This window comes from Algoriphagus aestuariicola, assembly GCF_017254835.1.
In the GTDB taxonomy this organism is placed as follows: Bacteria; Bacteroidota; Bacteroidia; order Cytophagales; family Cyclobacteriaceae; genus Algoriphagus; species Algoriphagus aestuariicola.
Genome location: NZ_JAFKCW010000001.1, coordinates 865,796 through 883,021 on the forward strand (window position 1 = coordinate 865,796; position 17,226 = coordinate 883,021).

General features: G+C 44.7%; 16 protein-coding genes. 14 read left to right on the forward strand and 2 right to left on the reverse strand.

Annotated features, from left to right (window positions below):
* Window positions 1–311 precede the first annotated feature (311 nt).
* The 8 genes from J0A67_RS03630 to J0A67_RS03665 all read left to right on the forward strand — a co-directional run bounded on the left by J0A67_RS03630 (window position 312) and on the right by J0A67_RS03665 (window position 9,396).
* Entirely contained in the window at window positions 312–782 is a 471-nt protein-coding gene (locus J0A67_RS03630; RefSeq protein WP_206567905.1) for a nucleoid-structuring protein H-NS, read from the forward strand.
* Between the two features lie 26 nt (window positions 783–808).
* Entirely contained in the window at window positions 809–1,384 is a 576-nt protein-coding gene (locus J0A67_RS03635; RefSeq protein WP_206567906.1) for a hypothetical protein, read from the forward strand.
* Window positions 1,381–2,220, forward strand: a complete 840-nt coding sequence (locus tag J0A67_RS03640) for a hypothetical protein (RefSeq protein WP_206567907.1) — start codon at window positions 1,381–1,383, stop codon at window positions 2,218–2,220. The genes J0A67_RS03635 and J0A67_RS03640 overlap by 4 nt, the downstream gene beginning before the upstream one ends.
* Entirely contained in the window at window positions 2,207–4,657 is a 2,451-nt protein-coding gene (locus tag J0A67_RS03645) for a leucine-rich repeat domain-containing protein (RefSeq protein ID WP_206567908.1), read from the forward strand. The genes J0A67_RS03640 and J0A67_RS03645 overlap by 14 nt, the downstream gene beginning before the upstream one ends.
* A 578-nt stretch (window positions 4,658–5,235) precedes the next feature.
* The gene (locus J0A67_RS03650; RefSeq protein WP_206567909.1) at window positions 5,236–6,735 is read left to right on the forward strand and encodes a hypothetical protein; all 1,500 of its coding nucleotides are present in this window, start codon (window positions 5,236–5,238) and stop codon (window positions 6,733–6,735) included.
* Complete coding sequence (locus tag J0A67_RS03655) at window positions 6,726–7,799, forward strand: hypothetical protein (RefSeq protein WP_206567910.1); 1,074 nt, start codon at window positions 6,726–6,728, stop codon at window positions 7,797–7,799. Before J0A67_RS03650 ends, J0A67_RS03655 begins: the two co-directional genes overlap by 10 nt.
* A gap of 140 nt (window positions 7,800–7,939) precedes the next feature.
* Window positions 7,940–8,227 carry a hypothetical protein gene (locus J0A67_RS03660; protein WP_206567911.1) on the forward strand — a complete coding sequence of 96 codons (288 nt, stop codon included), beginning with the start codon at window positions 7,940–7,942 and terminating at the stop codon, window positions 8,225–8,227.
* Window positions 8,224–9,396 carry a hypothetical protein gene (locus J0A67_RS03665; RefSeq protein WP_206567912.1) on the forward strand — a complete coding sequence of 391 codons (1,173 nt, stop codon included), beginning with the start codon at window positions 8,224–8,226 and terminating at the stop codon, window positions 9,394–9,396. Before J0A67_RS03660 ends, J0A67_RS03665 begins: the two co-directional genes overlap by 4 nt.
* Here the strand turns inward: J0A67_RS03665 and J0A67_RS03670 are convergent.
* Window positions 9,357–10,733 carry a hypothetical protein gene (locus J0A67_RS03670; RefSeq protein ID WP_206567913.1) on the reverse strand — a complete coding sequence of 459 codons (1,377 nt, stop codon included), beginning with the start codon at window positions 10,731–10,733 and terminating at the stop codon, window positions 9,357–9,359. The two genes, J0A67_RS03665 and J0A67_RS03670, sit on opposite strands and share 40 nt — an antisense overlap.
* Before the next feature lie 495 nt (window positions 10,734–11,228).
* On the opposite strand from J0A67_RS03670, the gene J0A67_RS03675 reads away from it, so the two are divergent.
* The 6 genes from J0A67_RS03675 (at window position 11,229) to J0A67_RS03700 (ending at window position 16,157) form a co-directional block, all read left to right on the forward strand.
* Window positions 11,229–11,594: an ArsR family transcriptional regulator gene (locus J0A67_RS03675; RefSeq protein WP_317195042.1), complete on the forward strand. Its 366-nt coding sequence runs from the start codon at window positions 11,229–11,231 to the stop codon at window positions 11,592–11,594.
* A 138-nt stretch (window positions 11,595–11,732) separates the two neighbouring features.
* Entirely contained in the window at window positions 11,733–12,509 is a 777-nt protein-coding gene (locus J0A67_RS03680) for an ABC transporter permease (RefSeq protein ID WP_206568623.1), read from the forward strand.
* Window positions 12,510–12,621: 112 nt separating this feature from the next.
* Complete coding sequence (locus tag J0A67_RS03685; protein WP_206567914.1) at window positions 12,622–13,542, forward strand: glycosyltransferase family 2 protein; 921 nt, start codon at window positions 12,622–12,624, stop codon at window positions 13,540–13,542.
* A 169-nt stretch (window positions 13,543–13,711) separates the two neighbouring features.
* Complete coding sequence (locus J0A67_RS03690; protein WP_206567915.1) at window positions 13,712–14,371, forward strand: GNAT family N-acetyltransferase; 660 nt, start codon at window positions 13,712–13,714, stop codon at window positions 14,369–14,371.
* 103 nt (window positions 14,372–14,474) lie between these two features.
* Window positions 14,475–15,098: a NeuD/PglB/VioB family sugar acetyltransferase gene (locus J0A67_RS03695; RefSeq protein WP_206567916.1), complete on the forward strand. Its 624-nt coding sequence runs from the start codon at window positions 14,475–14,477 to the stop codon at window positions 15,096–15,098.
* 615 nt (window positions 15,099–15,713) lie between these two features.
* The gene (locus J0A67_RS03700) at window positions 15,714–16,157 is read left to right on the forward strand and encodes a DinB family protein (RefSeq protein ID WP_206567917.1); all 444 of its coding nucleotides are present in this window, start codon (window positions 15,714–15,716) and stop codon (window positions 16,155–16,157) included.
* Between the two features lie 135 nt (window positions 16,158–16,292).
* Here J0A67_RS03700 and J0A67_RS03705 read toward each other — a convergent pair whose 3' ends face one another.
* Window positions 16,293–16,958 carry a YiiX/YebB-like N1pC/P60 family cysteine hydrolase gene (locus J0A67_RS03705; protein ID WP_206567918.1) on the reverse strand — a complete coding sequence of 222 codons (666 nt, stop codon included), beginning with the start codon at window positions 16,956–16,958 and terminating at the stop codon, window positions 16,293–16,295.
* Window positions 16,959–17,226: the final 268 nt, after the last annotated feature.

The window sequence follows — 17,226 nt, forward strand, 5'->3', positions numbered from 1 at the left end:
CATCCTAAATTCGTTGCAAAGACAATAGTGTAAACGGACTTCCACAAAATGTGTCCGCACTAGTCAAATGGTCTCGGGCCCGCTACTTGTTGGAAATTTCGCCAATGGCCATTTTTGCGGCTTTTTTGTTCAATCTGGACGGTAAATGCGACTTCTTTTTGGGATTATTAACCTGCTCAAAAAATAACGCTTCCGTTTAGGAATAGCGTTTGCTTTAAAGTGCATAGTTTTTATTTACTTTGCACGCAAATTAAATCGCCCCAATTCGGCAATCTTTAGTCCAATTCTTAAAAAACTAATTTATTAAAAAGATGAAACAATCCTTGTTCGCTTTTTCACTCAGAAAAACCCTGTTCCTGGCACTGCTTGCCATGTTGGCAATGGGTGCTTGTAAAAGCAAAAAGAAAGCCGTACAGCCCACTCCAACACCAGCTCCGGTAGAGGAAGTAGTACAGCCTGCCCCTGCACCAGCCCCTTCAAGATCTGCCGAAGAAGTGGCTGCCGAAAAGCTTGAAAATTACTTCAATGCAGTAGCTGCTGCGGGAAACACCAATTCAGCAAACCAGTCTATTCAGGAAACGCTGGCGATGTTCTCCAACCAGGAGACTCCGGTCCTTATCGTAATCCACGAGGAAAACGGTATCAAAGACTACGATGAGCCGACTACCATCAAGAAATATCTTGATTACCTGAAGGATACCAAGAAAAACCTCAATTATATCTCCGACATCAGAATGGACGCCAGCGGCAAAGTATCTGAATTGGAGCTGAGAAGAAAGTAAAAAACCACCCGAAAATCTGATTTGACATGAAAAATAAATTTATTCTCTTCTTGGGCTTGTTCCTTTCCGCTTCAGTAGCGGTCATGGCTCAGGACAATATCAGCCCAGCTAGAAAGCAGGCAATTGACTCCTTGGCTTTGGAAAAAGTGAAGGATCTCTCCAAGTATATCTCCATCATCGGAAGCAAGGAGACACAATTCTCGGAAGCCAACCGCGTTATGGATAGGGCTGAGGAGCTTTTCGCGCCAGGAGCTGAGATGGGTGTATCATCCATCAATACCCAGGAAATCGCATATTACAAGGTAAGAAGATACTTTGAGCGACTGATGGCTCTCAACTACGACCGCGTCAACATCACTTGGTACGATATCCAATACATTTCCGATCTGGAAAGACAGCCTGATGGCCGCTATGTTGGTGTGATCACCGTCTATCAGAGATTTGAAGGTACTTCCATCGAAACCGGCATGAACTATAAAGACACTACCAAAAAAGATATCACGATCTACGTAGAGAAAAAACAAACTCAAATAGCTGGTCGTACCATCGAATTTTGGGACGTCATGCTTGGTGACGTGAGAGTGACTGAAACCTCCGCATGAGAAAAATCTTTCTGATTATTGCATTTATTACTGCAATCATATCCAATGTTCCGGGGCAAGGCATAGGCAGCCCCGGAACTATTAAAGACGATGGCAGATTTACAGCTTCCACGAAGCAACTCAACCAATTTTTTAGACGATTCAACGGCGAGGAATCTGTGGACGGAACGGTCCGCTATTACCCGGGAGATTCCCTCTACAGAAATATCCCCCTACGCAAGGGCTTTCTGAACATCCTGTTTGACAACCAGACTTCTTCTTTATCCCCTGATCTGAAGAATCAGTTCATCCAAACCACGCTCTCAGAAGTATATCCCCACTACCTGAATTTCCACAGAGAGGGCTGGTACGCAGAGGTAGAGACTATTTTTGTTTTCAAAGGGAAAAGGGAAAAGGCCACTTTGATCATGAAGATCCAATCCGAGGGATTGGGATACGAGTGGGTAATAGACCAGGTCATCTTTGAACCGTTCAAAAACCTCTTTAATAAACCCGTGGGGGAACAAAAGGATTTTCTCCATCCCCTAAGTCATGAACTCGGATTCATGAACCTCAGGCGTGCGTTTCAAGATTCCAATTTGCCCGAATCTTTTACCGCCAATTCCTACAAGCCGGATTATCTGGCAATCTTCTTGTATGAGATGAAGCAAAATAATCTTCGATTTGAAACCGTCTCGGGATTGAAGTTTCACTTCTTCCAGATTCAAGGCTGGTATTTCGAGGTCAATCAATTTAACCGTCCCGGCTTCAATACCGGTTGGCTTATCTCCAATTTGGTAAGACTCGGCCCGGGAGACAAGGAGACCATTCTCAAGTACATTTATGATCAGGAGTAGACATTTACTTTTCTCAGCACTTTACTTTCTGCTTCACCTTTCGCTCAGCGCCCAGACCATCAAGGGCTATAGTAAGGAGCAGGTGGAAGAATTTTCGGCTAAGGTGGAAGACCAAGTGAGGTTTTTGGAATACCTGCTCAATACGGTCGGCAGTGCTGAAACCTCCGCAAGGGATAAAGACATCATCATTCGCGAGAGCTACCTCAAGATCTTCCGTGATGAAAAGGTGCAGGTGGAGGATGACCTTTTGCTTGACCGCAAAGTGGTGACCAACAAAGACGTTACCGCCTACATCAAGGACATCGAGTTCTTCTATAAAAACGTCGAGTTCAAGTTTAAGATCCGGGACGTAAAAGCATCCCAGAAGGAAAATGGTGAAGTTTACTTTTTGGCATCATTGGATAGAACTATCACAGCAACTTCGGTTTCAGGCGAGAAAATCACGAATACAAAGCCGAGGTTCGTAGAAGTCAATCTACAGGACAAGTCCCAAGAACTGAAAATAGTCAGTGTCTATACCACCAAAGTGAGTAGGGATGAGGAACTGACGGCATGGTGGGAGGGACTTGATTCCCCATGGAAAAATTATTTCCGAGGCAGGTTTGAACTGGCACCGGAGGATTCTATTTCCTTGGACTGGCTATATCGCTTTGTGAGCGTCGACTCTCTGAACATATCGGGGCGACGGGAAATATTCGGCCTCCAGGCCCTCTCCGAACTCCGTGACCTAAAGGTGGTAGACATCTCCAACACTGCGATCACAGATTTGGGGCCGATTTCCAACGTGACTTTCCTCGAAAGCCTTAATCTGACCAATACCCCTACTTCGGACATCCAATTTATCAAATACTCCGACCGGCTGAAGCACCTGGATATCTCAAATACCGGAATTGAGGACATTTCCCAGCTTCTCAATCTCAAAAGTCTAGTTTCGTTGAAGGCTGAGAATACCCCAATCATGAGCTTTGCCGTTCTCAACGAGTTTAAGAATTTGATCGTGCTTGATCTGGGAAGCTCGGGTTTCAATAATCTGGAAAATATCAAAGATCTCAACATGCTGGAAAGTCTAGACTTGAGTGACAACTACATGATCAACTTTTCGGCGCTTTCAGGACTTGTTTCCCTGAAGAGTTTAGATCTTTCCAATACAAATGTTCAGGATGTAAGCTCGTTGGAGGGGCTTAGCAATTTGGAATCGCTGGATATCTCAGGCAGTCAGGTGGCAGATATTTCCCCACTCGAATCCCTTCCAAACCTGAAGAAAATTTCAGCCGATGAAACCCAGCTCACAGCTGAGGCTGCGGATAGTTTTGTTAGGAAAAAGCCCAGCGTGCTGCTTATACACCATGTCAAGGATTTGGAAAGCTGGTGGGCGGCGCTTTCCCCAGAGTGGAAAGCAGCGTTGAAAAAGAACAATCCCAGAATCACAAGTGATGACCCTGGCATCGAGACTTTGACGCAGACGGTGACTATGCCAGAGCTGAATCTGGACGGTGACAGCATTTCAGATCTAGTTCCGATAACGAGATTTGTAAATCTTGCCAGTCTCGACTTCTCAAACAATCCAGTGGCAGATCTCTTTCCTTTGAGTGAGGTCAAAACCCTTACTAAGCTTACTGGAAAAAACACCCAAGTGGCGGACCTCTCGGCACTCCGGGAGAACAAAGTTCTCGAGTACATCGATCTTGAAAATAGCCCTGTAGCAAGCATCACGGATATCGTTGCGTTGCCGAAGCTAGTCTATCTGAATGTCAACGGAGGCGACGTTTCCGTAGAGGAAGTACCTGGGATATTGGCCCAGATGCCAGACCTCAACCTTGTGTATCGTACCGATGAGCTCAGCGCTTGGTGGGATGGACTAGATCCGATTTGGAAAGATGTGTTCCGCGAAAAGTTTTCCTTGGGAGAAAGCCCAGAAACTGAACAACTTCATCGTTTGGCCAGCCAACCGGAACTGAAGTTTGAGCGATTGAGTATTCCTGATCTGAAAGCGCTTAGCGTATTTGACAATTTGAGGAGCCTAGAGGTCTTTGATACGCCAATCTCTTCAGTGGCACCGCTGAGCGGATTGAATTTATTGACCAAGCTTAGGCTTTCCCAAGTCGCCGTAACCGATTTTCTGCCTATATCAGGACTGTCTTTGCTTCAGGAGCTGGACCTTTCCAATACCGGGATAGAAGATTTGTCGCCAATTAGCAACCTTCGTGAACTGAAAAAGCTGAATATCTCCGGTACAAACCTGAAAACATTAAAAGGACTTGAGCCGCTTATAGCACTAGAAGAGCTGGATGTAGCCAGCACAAACCTGAGGTCTCTAAAGCCTCTGGATGGCATTACCAGTCTTAGAAAGCTTTCCTGTTTCAATACCAACCTCAGTTCAAGGGCAGTGGATTCCTTCAAATCTTCACATCCCGATTGCGAGGTACGCTACTATTGAGGACGCAACCACTAGTTAGCTCGTAAAATCAAAAAAAACTTGTTTACAAACGGGCCACGTGTCTCAACTATACGGGGTGCTAAAGAAAAAAAGTGTTACCCGGCTAGGCTGGGTAACACTTTTCGTACTAACCGGATCTTATCCGGTACATGCGGCTAGGCTTTATCAAAAAACAGGAAACCACCTGCACGCCTTCAAAAAATCACCACTACCATTTGTGGCCTGACAAAATAAAAGGGGAAAAAAAGTGCTGAAAAAAATCCCTTTGCTATTTTCCATAAAAAATGATGAGAAAAGTTGCTTAATCACCCTGATCAAAAATACATCCTCTGCTTTTTTTATAAATACCCTGTATTGGGTATTTTTTGTTTTTTGCCCCTTAAGTTTTCCACAGATTAGTACATTTTCAATACGGGTTTTGATTTATCTAATTTGACTTTCGCTAGTAATACCTGTTAGTTTAGTAACTTTCTCGTCATTCTTGATGGTATTCCTTCTTTGTTTTATCGGAGCGACCTATCAGGGCAATTTTCGTTTGCGAGACAAACTTTTAGAGCAGAATCTCCTTAATTTCGGGCATGGTCAAACTCCTTGTAGGCTCTTCTTTGGTGGGTATTCTACTGGTTTTATTGGGAGTAAATAGAGGCTTTGACCTCTCAGACGAGGGATTGTACGTGCTGCTCGCTGACCCTGTCCAGGACAATGTTGCCGGTGTTTTTAATTACGACCTGTTTTTTAAGCTCTTTTATAAAATATTTGGTCACGCATTTTCCCTTTTCGAACTCAGGCTAATACGTTTGCTCAGCTATTTCGCGGGTGCTTGGGCATTGGCGGAATTTTGGAAGTATCTCAAGGCTGAGTCGCGGCTCCGTCCTGAGATTTTCTTTTTGGCTTTACTGGGCTTGCTGGCCGGATATGCGTTTCTGCCTCCTACACTTTCCTACAATTCCCTAACGGTAGTCCTTGTATGCTTCTGGCTTAGGTCGGTCTCCCAACGTGTGCAGGGTTACGATACCAATCTCTGTTTGGGGTTGATTGTTGCGCTGTTCATTTACGTTAAAGTTTCCTTTGCGCTGCTGATAGGTCCAATGACGTTTGTGTTTGTGTGGAAAAAAGGGACCTTTCGAGATATGCTGATAGCGTTTGTGCCATTGGTTCTGACGGAGTTGATTTTTCTTGCCGTTTTGGGAGAAAATGCCTCTTTGCGTCTGACTGAGGGAATCCCCCAAAATAGTTTGAGGCCGGGTTATCAATTTGGCCAAATGCTGAAAAGTATCGCAGTCGGGGCCTTGTGGATGCTGATTTCGGCAGTCCTATTTTACTTTGTAGGATATTTGAAGAAGGCTGAAAGAGATCACAATAAGATGCTCTCGGTTCTTGCAGTTTTGACCATTTCGGGGATAGTTTATATTACCCATATCACGGAGGAGTGGAATCATACCTTGATGGTTTTCACGGCCGGGTTTCTTGGTTTTTGTTTTGGGGCATCCAAACGTCCACCAGAAATCAACATCAGTTGGATTTTACTCTTGCTTATTTTGCCTTTCATTATTCATTTCGGAAGCAATGTATATTGGCTCAGAATAGGCATCCATTATTGGATTTTTTGGGTTTTGGCGTTTTTACTTTGCTTTGAAAACTTGAAAAGAGAAACCTCAATTTTAGTCTCAGGGCTCTCGCTGTTATTGGTCTTTAATGGACTTTGGTGGCATCCTTTTGGACAGGAAAGGCCTTTGTGGACTGCAAAATATCCATGGAGTCTGAAGGGTAAGGGGACCGTACAACTTGACGGCGAGCTGATAGAATCACTCAGCAAGCTGGAACAGGCTCTAGAGATGGACACTTCCAAATCCATTTTGGCAATCTATCGTAATCCGGGAATCGTGTGGCTGATCGGGAGGCAAGTTCCCCGATCTCCTGGGATTTGGGATAAGCGGCAGTTGGAAGATGGAGTCATGGACAAGCCTGAAAAGATAATCTTTAACGATGTTCAAACCCTGCCCGCTGCCTGGAAATTTCGATACAGAATGGATCTGGGAGTTTTTCAAGGGGACAGCCTTAGCTTATTATGGGATTGATCCAAGAAAAGTTTTTTGTACAATTTTGGGGGCTTTTGGGAGGATTGGCAGCTTTGCTGATCTGGTATTTGCCATGGAGATTTCAGGTCAATGACGATGAGGTGATGATGTGGTTGGTTTCAGGCGCATATACCGGCTCCCCTGAATCCTATGCTGTGTTCCTTCACCCGCTGCTAAGCTGGGGCTTTTCCTTGCTATACAAATTTGCTCCGGGTGTTCTTTGGTATCCACTAGTTTGGTTCACTCTCACCTATTTAAGTTTTTTGGTTTCTGTGACTCAGGTTAAAAAAAAACTGGGAGCGACCCTGTCTGCGCAAATTTGGGCACTCTTTCTATTTGCGTTATACGCGCACTTCCTTTTTTTTCTCCAATTTTCAATAGTTTCTGGCTTTGCGGTTTTCTCAGGTTTGATTGCCCGATTTGGAAATCCAGCGGAACAAAATGATCGGTATTCAAGACTCCATCGAACCGATCTGCTAATATTGTTTGGTTTTCTCGTCCGTCCAGAGGTACTTTTCCTTTTTCTGGCGGGGGCAACATGTATCAATGTGCTGGTGTTCAAACACACCTTCTTGTACAAAAGAAGTGCCGTGCCACTACTTCTTGGCTGCATAGGTTACGGCATATCCATTCTGTGGATTGCTAACGCGGATCTGTCGAACTTCGAGCAACTTAACCGACAGAGATCCGGAGTATTTGATCATCCAACCTTACAGTTGAATAAGGAAGCTTTTAGGGCCAGGAATCCCGAGCTCTATTTCTTCTCACATGGCATGATTGATTTTGGGAGTGACGCGAAGCTTGTCGAAAAGCTACCCATTTGGAAAAAGGAACTGGACAACATGAGATGGGATTGGATAAGCCCCGACGCTGTGGTAAAAAGCTTTTGGACCTACGTCCAGCACGAGCATTTTCTATTGGCACTCATGGCGGTTTTTTTTGCATTTTCTCTCCTAGTCGATTGGAGTAAATCCGTTCGGATCGCTGCTGTGCTGGCTTTTGGGATGTTGGCGCTGAGCCCCTTTTTCCTGATTAAAGTTCAGATTTATGCCTTGGTGTTTTGATCTTTATGATGATAGTGTTTTGTTTTTTTTCAAATCGATTTCACCGACTCGGTGCCGATTTTTTGTTCATTTCGGTTCTTGTCGTTGGAATCGCATTTCACTTTTATGCTTTTTTTCACAGTGCGGGAAATTGGGTTCCCGTGGAGAACTTAAAGTCTATGCTGGACAGACTCAGACAGGATGGGTACGATGAAGTGTTCGTCGTCGGTCCAAGCAATCTGTATTCGGACTTGTTGTTTGAGCCTGCCCCTGGTTTTAAGGTGCTGGGTTGGCCGACACTTTTGGAAAAGTGTAAGGGGGTGCCACCTAGTTTAGGCAGGGCTTACCTGGTTGACTCGGCTACCTATAACTACAACAAAGCTTACTTTAATAATGAAGAATTGTTAGGGTATCAGTCTGGGCTTTACCTTTTGGTGTCGAAGCAATGAGGGGAAAGTTTTTGCAATCTTGGACGCTAGCCTACGATCTGGTAGTCGTCTGCTTGTATTTTTTCACATTGGCTTACATGATCAAGTACTTTGATGTCCAATCCTTTGATATCAAGGTTCATAATTTTTTGCTTCAGGACTATTTGAAGGAGGGGGCGTTTCCGGCACCTCCTGGATACTATGCCATCCTTTATGTTGTGGATCTGATATTCAGATACAAGTATCCCTTTGTGTTCAGCGCATTATTGGTATTGACCTTTTTCTTTTGGCTCAAATTCAGCATCACCTTTCGATGGCTGTCGAAGCAATTGCATATTAGTACTTTTCAGGTCGGGCTTCTTTCGGCCAGTCTGCTGTTTATCAGTCCAATTTTTATCCCCGCTATAGACGGTTCATTTTGGTACTTGGGGAAATTCACCCCGACCATTTGGCACAATTCCACTTTGATTGCAGTGTTTCCTTTTTGCCTTCTGCTTTTTTTTGAAACGCTCAGGTGGCAAATAGGTGGCTTCAATAAGGCGCTCTATAGCATTTTTTTTCTCGGACTGGTGATTATTCTGATCAAGCCCAGTTTTATGTTTTGCTACATTCCAGCGCTTCCGCTGTACTCATGGAGCCAAAGCCTCCGATTTGACAGGCGATTTTGGACTTCTTGTGGCTTCTCCATGTCCTTTTTGGCAATGCTTTTTTTGGAAAAGGCCTGGATCTACGATTTGGATCCGATGATCAAGATCATGTACACACCCGAGGAAAGATCGACTGTAGTTTTGGATCCGTTGGTGGTTCATCTGCATTTTTCCAAAGAACCCATTTTTGATTTGTTGTGCAGCTTTCCGAGTACTTTGGTCTTTATGCTCTTCTGGGGGCGGGTCGGACTTAAGGACAAGCCCTTCGTCTTTTCATTCTTGCTTTTGGTTTTTTCCCTGATGGTCTATCTGCTTCTTGCTGAGACTGGCTTCAGGAAATTCCACGGGAATTTCTATTGGCAAATCCCCATAGCGATGTTTTTGCATTACCTGTGTATGGTTGTTGTGGTAGTTAACCAATTTGTTAAGGAAAAAAAAGTCGGCATCCGACCCTTCTTGGTTTTTTCGCTTGTCTACCTCATACAAGTCGCCATGGGAATCGCCTACTGGCATAGAATATTTGATGGACATGCCCTTAATTGACCCGGAGAGATTAGACGGTGGCTGGGGGATTCGATATTGAGCTCGTAGTAGGGGAGGATATACCGAATAGACTTGCCTTTTTCATTTTGCACCGGTAGTTCATAGAGTGCCAGCTTATCCAGTGTTTCGTGGTCAATATAGACGAGCGCGGCGTTGGTTTTCAACAATTCTTGCCTAAGATCGACCGGGACAGAGGCTACATTTGGTTGGTTTCTGAGCCTGATATGGGTTTTTACGACCGGAAAAATCAGGATAAATGCAAGTATATTCAGAAATGCGAGGCCGTAGGAAAACTTCCGGAATTTTTCCTCATGAAGCATACTCAGCATGAGAAATAAGGCCATTGGGGTAAGGATCCTTAACTCCACCCAGCCATAATTTTTATATAGTATGAGATTAAAGCCGAGCAAAACAACAGAGACGGTGACCCCATATCTTACCAGAGGACTGCTCCTGAAATAAGACAGTGCAAAAAGAAGAAGTATTGCAAATAGCGCTTTTTGAATAGAATAATACCATCCTTCCGAGTAGTACAGTGAAAAGTAAACATTACGCTTTAGGTTAAAAAACAAGTGCTCCATTGCTGTCCCTGCAGCGCCGTCTTTTGCCAAGCGAAGAGCTTCGGAAAAGGCATTGCTAACCTGCTCGTGAAGGAAATGCTGGTGGAAAAAGGCAAGGAGTATCGCAGAGACCACAAACAACAACTTTAGGTAGCCGTTCAATGGACCGGGTATAACCAACATGCCAAACATGGCCAAAAACCAAGTACTTCTCAGGAAACCCAAAATTAAAATGGAGGTCAGCAGAAGTAGGTAATCCGGCTTTGAAAGGGTATCAAGGTATTTTTTGGTACAAGTATAGAGCAGTATCCCCCCCGCCAGGTGGATTAATTCCGGCATAAAGGTGAATGAATAAAATAGGGTCACCGGGCTTCCTAGAACAAATATCAACTGAAGATTGACCGTTGATTTCGCTTTCTTTTCCGATAAGAACATTACCAGAATTGCAAGCGAAAACACCAGACCGTTGATCAAGGGAATTATTGGTCTATGCCAGCCGACCAATTTGGCGGGCAGTCCGTAGAGTAGGGGATATGCTGGGCCATGGGCATCTGCGCCGAGTAACTTTGCCCCCGCACCTGTATAGGTAAAACTCGCATTTAGACTGCTGTTCTCTGCAAAACTCTTTGAGTTCTGAAAGTAAAAAAATTCGTCTCCGTAGTAGGGAGAAAAGCCGCGATCCGCCAGTAAAAAACAATAAATATATATCCCAACAATAACCACCAGATTTGTGGCCACTATCCAGCCTAGTACTTTTGCGCCATTCGTTTTTTCCACTTTTTGCTTATTGTTTGGCCGGCTTTTGCGTGTTCAGACTGCTGTAAAGATTAAGAATAAAATTACGCATTCCTAAAGTCAATGCGCTTCCCTATTGGGTCAAGCCAATTTGCCTTCGCTAATGTACATCGTCAAAAAAAAGCACCTATGCCCCCGTCTGACAAGACTATCGATAATTCGTCCATATTTTGGAGAAAAAGTCAATTCCCTTATTTTTGATTTACCGAGTAATTTTTTTACTCATTTGCCTAGGTTCCATCTGTAACTGAAAGGGCGAAGCTGTTTTTAGGCTGAACTACCGATCAAGAATTAATGATGTAACGTAGGCCCGACCATTCCCTATTTGTTCCTATTCTGCTAGACTCCCTCGTCACATCCAAGACCCGCGTTAAGCTGCTTTTAAAGTTTTTCGCCCATGCCAATTCAGGTTATCTGCGCTCACTCGCCAAGGAATTTGACGAGTCGACCAATTCTGTCAGGGTAGAACTTAATCGCTTGACTGATGCCGGTTTGTTGTTGGCTGAAGATGAGGGGAAAACTAAGGTTTACCGAGCGAATAATTCCCATCCCTTCTTTTCGGAAATCAAAGGCATGGTGACCAAATTCCTCGGCTTGGACGAATTGATGGAGAAAATCGTGAAGCGAATGGGGAATGTGGAGAAGGCTATTATTGTGGGGGACTATGCGCATGGAGTGGACTCAGGGACTATTGATCTCATTTTAGTGGGGCGGGACTTGGACTTGGTGTACCTTGACTTTATTGTAAACAAGACTTTTGAAAAAATAAACCGGAAAATCCGGGTTCGGGTGCTGGAAGAAAGTCCTGAAAATTTAGCCGGTATCTTGGTATACGGAAAGTAAATTTTGTTTCTCTCCCAGATACCTGGCCGTATGGCTTGACTTCCAGATACTCAATTGCTGACATTTGAATTCTAAAGATTGTTGAACACGGACCAACCAACCCATTACAAAGTCATTGAAGCCAGCTCTGGATGGAAGATGGTGGACTTCAAGGAGATTTGGAAATACAAGGATCTACTTTATTTCTTGACTCTCAGAGGGATCAAAGCAAGGTATGCCCAGTCTGTATTGGGAGTAGCCTGGGCGATCATACAGCCACTTTTCACGACGTTGGTTTTTACCTTAGTTTTTGGGGGCTTGGCCAAGGTAGATTCTGATGGAATGCCGTATATTCTGTTTTCCTATTTGGCACTGTGGCCTTGGAACTACTTTTCCGGTACACTCACAGAGTCCGCAAACTCCCTTATCCAGAATGCCAACATGATCACCAAAGTGTACTTTCCCAGGATGGTACTCCCGCTCTCAGCCATCCTGTCGAAGCTTCTGGATTTCACGATCGCCTTTGTCGTTGTATTGGGAATGCTATTATACTTCAAGCAAATTCCCGGCTGGGGAGTAGTCTTTTTGCCTCTTTTGATTATCCAGCTTTTGCTATGCAGTCTTGGGATAGGCATGTTTCTATCTGCACTGGCAGTGAAATACAGGGATGTCAAACATGCACTATCCTTTGTCGTGCAGTTATTGCTTTATTCAGCTCCCGTGGTTTACAGTACAAGTGCGGTTCCCGAACAGTACCAGAAATTCTACATAATTAATCCCATGGTTGGAGTGATTGAAGGTTTTCGGGCGGCCTTTCTTGATCGTCCGATGCCTTGGGACTGGATTTGGCCGGGAAGTATCGCGGCAACGATCTTCTTTGTCTTCGGTATGTTCTACTTTCGCAGAATGGAGCGAATTTTCGCAGATGTCGCATAGCCGGGGATAACATATGCCAGCAATCTGAAATAATTGACAAGCAAGCTTCAATGCGCTTCTGTATGTATCCGCTGATAGCGCAAAATTCAAACAACCTACCTATTATTTGTAAATGACGCTTTCCATCGTATCTCCAGTATATCGGGCCGAAAATATCCTCGACGAATTGGTAGGCCGAATTAAGGCGTCCGTCTCCGCCGTTGACTACGAGATTATCTTGATCGATGACTATAGTCCGGATAAATCCTGGGAGAAAATAGAAAAGCTGTCAGCACAGCATCCCGAGATTAAAGGAATTAAGCTTTCCCGCAACTTTGGTCAACATTATGCAATTACCGCGGGGCTGGATGCAGCGATGGGCGATTGGGTGGTGGTGATGGACTGCGATCTGCAGGATAGGCCGGAGGAGATTCCAGCCTTGCTTGCCAAAGCGCGTGAGGGTTTTGATGTGGTGCTTGCCAGAAGAGCTGATAGACAAGACGGTTTCGTTAAAAGGCTTTCTTCCAAACTGTTCTATCGTACTTTGGCGTGGCTTACTGGCTCTCACCAGGATGAGAGCATCGCCAATTTCGGGGTATATAGCAAAGCCGTGATCAAAGAAATATCCGGCATGCGCGAGAGCATTCGATACTTCCCAACTATGGTTCGTTGGGTGGGATTTCGACAAACCGCCATTGACGTTATTCATGCTGCAAATGATGGGAGACAAAGCAGCTACAACTTCAAAAGATTGTTCAATCTGGCATTGGATATTATGTTGGCCTACAGCGATAAGCCAATCCGCCTCACCATCAAACTGGGTTTGGGTGTAGCCCTTTTTGGATTTCTTTTTGCCGCATACACTCTATTTCGATACTTGCAGGGTGATATCATTGTGGCAGGATACGCTTCCCTGATCATTTCACTCTGGGTTCTCACCGGCTTTTTGCTGGTTACCTTGGGGATGGTCGGACTCTATGTCGGCAAGACCTTCGAAGGGGTAAAAAAACGACCGATCTATATCGTGGAGAAAAGAGTGGGAGGTGAAGAATAGATCGTGCTTCAGCGCACAGTCAATAAAATCCGGCGTGAAAGGATATTCCAAATTCCTTGGCATAGATGACACTCCGTCTTGCATTTATTCAATACTGTAGTCAGAAAATTTAAGGCTCCTAGGTCGCAGGAGGTCTTGTATTTACTATGAAAACTATTTTTAATCTGCCTTGATACATCCACTTAACTTCGACTCCTTGCTTTTCGGTTACCCTGTGGGAAAGATTAATGTTGACCAATCTTGGGACGAACAGGGTTTTTTAGAGGAGGCCAAGACCTTTCAGTTGGTTTATATCTTTTCCCAATCCGAGCTGAAATACAGTTCCGAAACTGTCCGTCTGGTTGATATTAAGGCAACCTTCTTCAAGCGGCTAGACCAGTCGGCGGATGGATGTTCTAGTCTGGAAAGACCCAATGGTGAATTGGACCAAAGACTTGTGAAACTCGCATTCGAAAGTGGGGCTTATTCGAGGTTCAAAGTAGATGAGCGCTTGGACAATGAAGAGTTCGAAAAGCTCTATCGCCTTTGGATACAAAAAGCTTGGGAAAATCGTGAAATTCTGTCTCTTCCAGAAAAGGAGGGTATGGTGACAGTGTCGATTGATGGGGATTCAGGAAAAATTGGGCTGCTAGCTGTACATCCCGATAGTCGAGGCAAAGGCTGGGGTAAAAAGCTTGTCAAAGCAGCCGAAATGCAGGCTAAAAGGGAAGGTGCCCAAGGGCTCTACATTCCCACTCAACTAGACAATCTTCCAGCCTGCCATCTTTACCAATCCACTGGATACACCCTTTCTCAAAAGGAATATATTTACCATTATTGGAGGAATTGAGTTTTTGGGATATGCCTATATCTGTTGCCAATAGGTTGTCTGAGCTTTCGTTAATCACTACTACGATTATAATTTTTACATATCCCAAACTACTCTTTTAGCGATGATTATAGCTGGCGCAGGCGGACATGCCAAGGAAGTCTTGGATATCTTGGTCTCGACAAGTCCTGGCATCACTATGTCTTTTTTGGATGAGAACAAGAGTGAAAGGTTCTTTTGCCAAAACTATCCGATCATTCAAAATGAAGAGGAAATTCTGGCAGCCCTTCAAGAAGACCCTCGCTTTGTCCTGGGTACCGGCAAGCCCGAGACTCGAAAAGCATTTTATGACAAACTGACCCGCCTAGGAGGAGAGCTTTTTAGCCTTAGGGGAATGGGGCTTGTCCTCAGCCCCAGCTCCGATTGTCTGGAAGCCGACATTTTCAGCCTCTGTTTTGTCGGACCCAACACCCATATCGGTAGAGGCTGTTTGGTCAATACTGGAGCCCAAATCCACCACGAGGTAGAGATTGGTGACTTTGCCGAAATCAGTCCAGCCGCCGTGATACTCGGTAAGGCTAAGATAGGGTTCTCTTGTATCATAGGATCCAATGCCACTATCCTTCCCAAAGTCAATATTGGAAGCCGCGCAATCATTGGGGCAGGGGCTGTTGTCACCAAGGACATTCCCGAGGGAGCCACTGTCGTAGGAGTACCAGGCAGAGTGATTAAGTTGGCGAATAGGTGATTGCCATATCCGTCCCATCCCCGTTCCGTCTTTTTCGAAAGTGGCCATGGCCTCAAAGATTAATTAAATATTTAGTTTTTAGGTAAGTTTTTTTGACTCCTGCTTATTTTTTCCTGCCTAAAATTCTTCGATAATCTAAGTAGCAGGTAGTAGCCCCTTTGGACAATCAAACTCCTTCGCCAAACAGGCGTTTGCCTGAACGTACCTCTCCCCAAACAATAGTGTTTCATTTCCTGTGGAGCTGATTTTAGCCTCCTTTACAGAAATCTCGTTTTTCTGTTTTGAGTTATCTTGTACTGGAAAGTATCCGTTTGTCGATTTTTAGTGATTTTTTCTCCTACCGAGAAGAGATCACCTTTCAAAAATGCAGTCCAATAAATACCTTTTCTGGACAGTGGCCTATTTTTTTCTAAGACTCTTGAAATCTACAAATGATCAGTGTAGCCTTGGACGATTAAAACATAGGAGTTTTTAGCAGCAATTGTGAATAGATGCGCTATCGTAAAGTTGCAATGCCATTTTTTTGTGAAAATAGTCTTCCTACTCCGAAAACCCGTTTTCAAGAGTTAATTTGGAATATGAGGCCAGTAGCTTGACTGCGTAAACATAAATAGGATGAAACTATTGATAAAAGATCTCTTTGCATATAACCATCAGGTCAACCAAACACTTGAGGAAAGATTTAGGTCCTATGACTACAAGCTAGACTTGGAGACTATGCGACTAGCTAGCCATATGTTGAACGCGCACCAGATTTGGGTAGACAGGGTCGAGGGCAGAAGTTCATTGAAAAGTCCCTGGGAGGATTTCCCCCTAGATGCCTTCGGTTCGAGAAACCACGAACTCCATGTTTTGACGGAGAACTTGCTTGAATCCAAGGATCTGCAGGGTACTGTCCGGTTCAAGACCTTCGCAGGAGTGGAATTTGAAAAGAAGATTGCGGACATCCTCGTTCACGTCGTCAACCATTCCACCTATCATCGAGGACAGATTGCCTTTCTGATGCGCAAAGGCGGTCTCGAGCCTGTTTCGACTGATTATATCAATTGGGCCAAATGAGCAAAACCTGCCCTGAGCATGATGTTGAAGACGTGTGCAACTTTGGAACTTTCTGAAAAACATGAACTCCGAGATACCTAGACAAACATTAGGGCCAAGTATTAGACTGACCGGATTAGCCAACACTTATCGGAGTTAATTGAACTCTAGATCGCCAATTTTTTTCAGGTGTTCGTTTGCTGCCAAGCCGTTGGGATTGCAGCCAGGCTGCCCTTCAGGAACGTCCATTCCTAGGTTTTTATAGTACGAGGCCCAAAAGGAGTCCGTTTGGCCTGTTTTGGGATCTTTGAAAGTCATCGGCTCCAAGCTAAACAGGGCAGCATCCCGAAATGCCCGCTCTACAAAATCCGAGCAGTATAGCGAGGAGTCATTAAGCACATAGCTCCAGTTATAAGGTTTGCCCAGCATCGTTTCGGCCCGGTCGATTGCGGTGGGAATTGAAGCCTGGGCGTCGTCAGAAAGCCTATAGACAACCATCCGCTTGTTTTTTTCTCCTGCTCGGCTAAGCACGCTATCAAGTACCTCGCGTATAGATCCGTCTGCAGGACTGGCGTGGAGGATATAGATAGTGGAGTCGGAAATCTCGAGGAGGCCAACGTGGTCAAAGGAGACCTCCTCCTGCCGTTGGGTTACCCGGTTAATAGCTCCCGAAAGCTGGTCAGTTTTGGCGCCGAAAAATAGCAGATCGCCCGTCTGCAGTTCCAGCTGTCTATAGAATGCCCTTTCCTGTGCATTTGTCGATAGAGAAAAGAAAAAGGCCAGAATGAATAGAATGGCGGCGTTGGATAACAGATTCTTCATTAGGCCAAAGATACTAAGGGAACGCAAGTGTTTTTTGAAGCGATACTCTCGTTGGGGTTGAAGGGCGTTGGATTGCTTAATAAAGAACCTTTTCATTAGTCTGAGAAGAGTATCTTATCCTGTACGCGTATGTCAGCCAAGCTGAAGGCGAATCGGGAAAAGAGAGGCAAGTTCTTCATATTGATCACCATCTTCTTTTGACAATCCTGCAAAATAAACTCGACAAAAGCTGTGGTGAGGTCACCTTTTAAACTTTGGCTTTAGCCCT

Excerpts from the sequence above, each read along its gene's own strand:
- J0A67_RS03630 (WP_206567905.1), top strand. The coding sequence starts at position 312 with ATGAAACAATCCTTGTTCGCTTTTTCACTCAGAAAAACCCTGTTCCTG.
- J0A67_RS03635 (WP_206567906.1), top strand. The coding sequence starts at position 809 with ATGAAAAATAAATTTATTCTCTTCTTGGGCTTGTTCCTTTCCGCTTCA.
- J0A67_RS03640 (WP_206567907.1), top strand. The coding sequence starts at position 1,381 with ATGAGAAAAATCTTTCTGATTATTGCATTTATTACTGCAATCATATCC.
- J0A67_RS03645 (WP_206567908.1), top strand. The coding sequence starts at position 2,207 with ATGATCAGGAGTAGACATTTACTTTTCTCAGCACTTTACTTTCTGCTT.
- J0A67_RS03650 (WP_206567909.1), top strand. The coding sequence starts at position 5,236 with ATGGTCAAACTCCTTGTAGGCTCTTCTTTGGTGGGTATTCTACTGGTT.
- J0A67_RS03655 (WP_206567910.1), top strand. The coding sequence starts at position 6,726 with ATGGGATTGATCCAAGAAAAGTTTTTTGTACAATTTTGGGGGCTTTTG.
- J0A67_RS03665 (WP_206567912.1), top strand. The coding sequence starts at position 8,224 with ATGAGGGGAAAGTTTTTGCAATCTTGGACGCTAGCCTACGATCTGGTA.
- J0A67_RS03680 (WP_206568623.1), top strand. The coding sequence starts at position 11,733 with ATGGTGGACTTCAAGGAGATTTGGAAATACAAGGATCTACTTTATTTC.
- J0A67_RS03685 (WP_206567914.1), top strand. The coding sequence starts at position 12,622 with ATGACGCTTTCCATCGTATCTCCAGTATATCGGGCCGAAAATATCCTC.
- J0A67_RS03695 (WP_206567916.1), top strand. The coding sequence starts at position 14,475 with ATGATTATAGCTGGCGCAGGCGGACATGCCAAGGAAGTCTTGGATATC.
- J0A67_RS03700 (WP_206567917.1), top strand. The coding sequence starts at position 15,714 with ATGAAACTATTGATAAAAGATCTCTTTGCATATAACCATCAGGTCAAC.
- J0A67_RS03705 (WP_206567918.1), bottom strand. The coding sequence starts at position 16,958 with ATGAAGAATCTGTTATCCAACGCCGCCATTCTATTCATTCTGGCCTTT.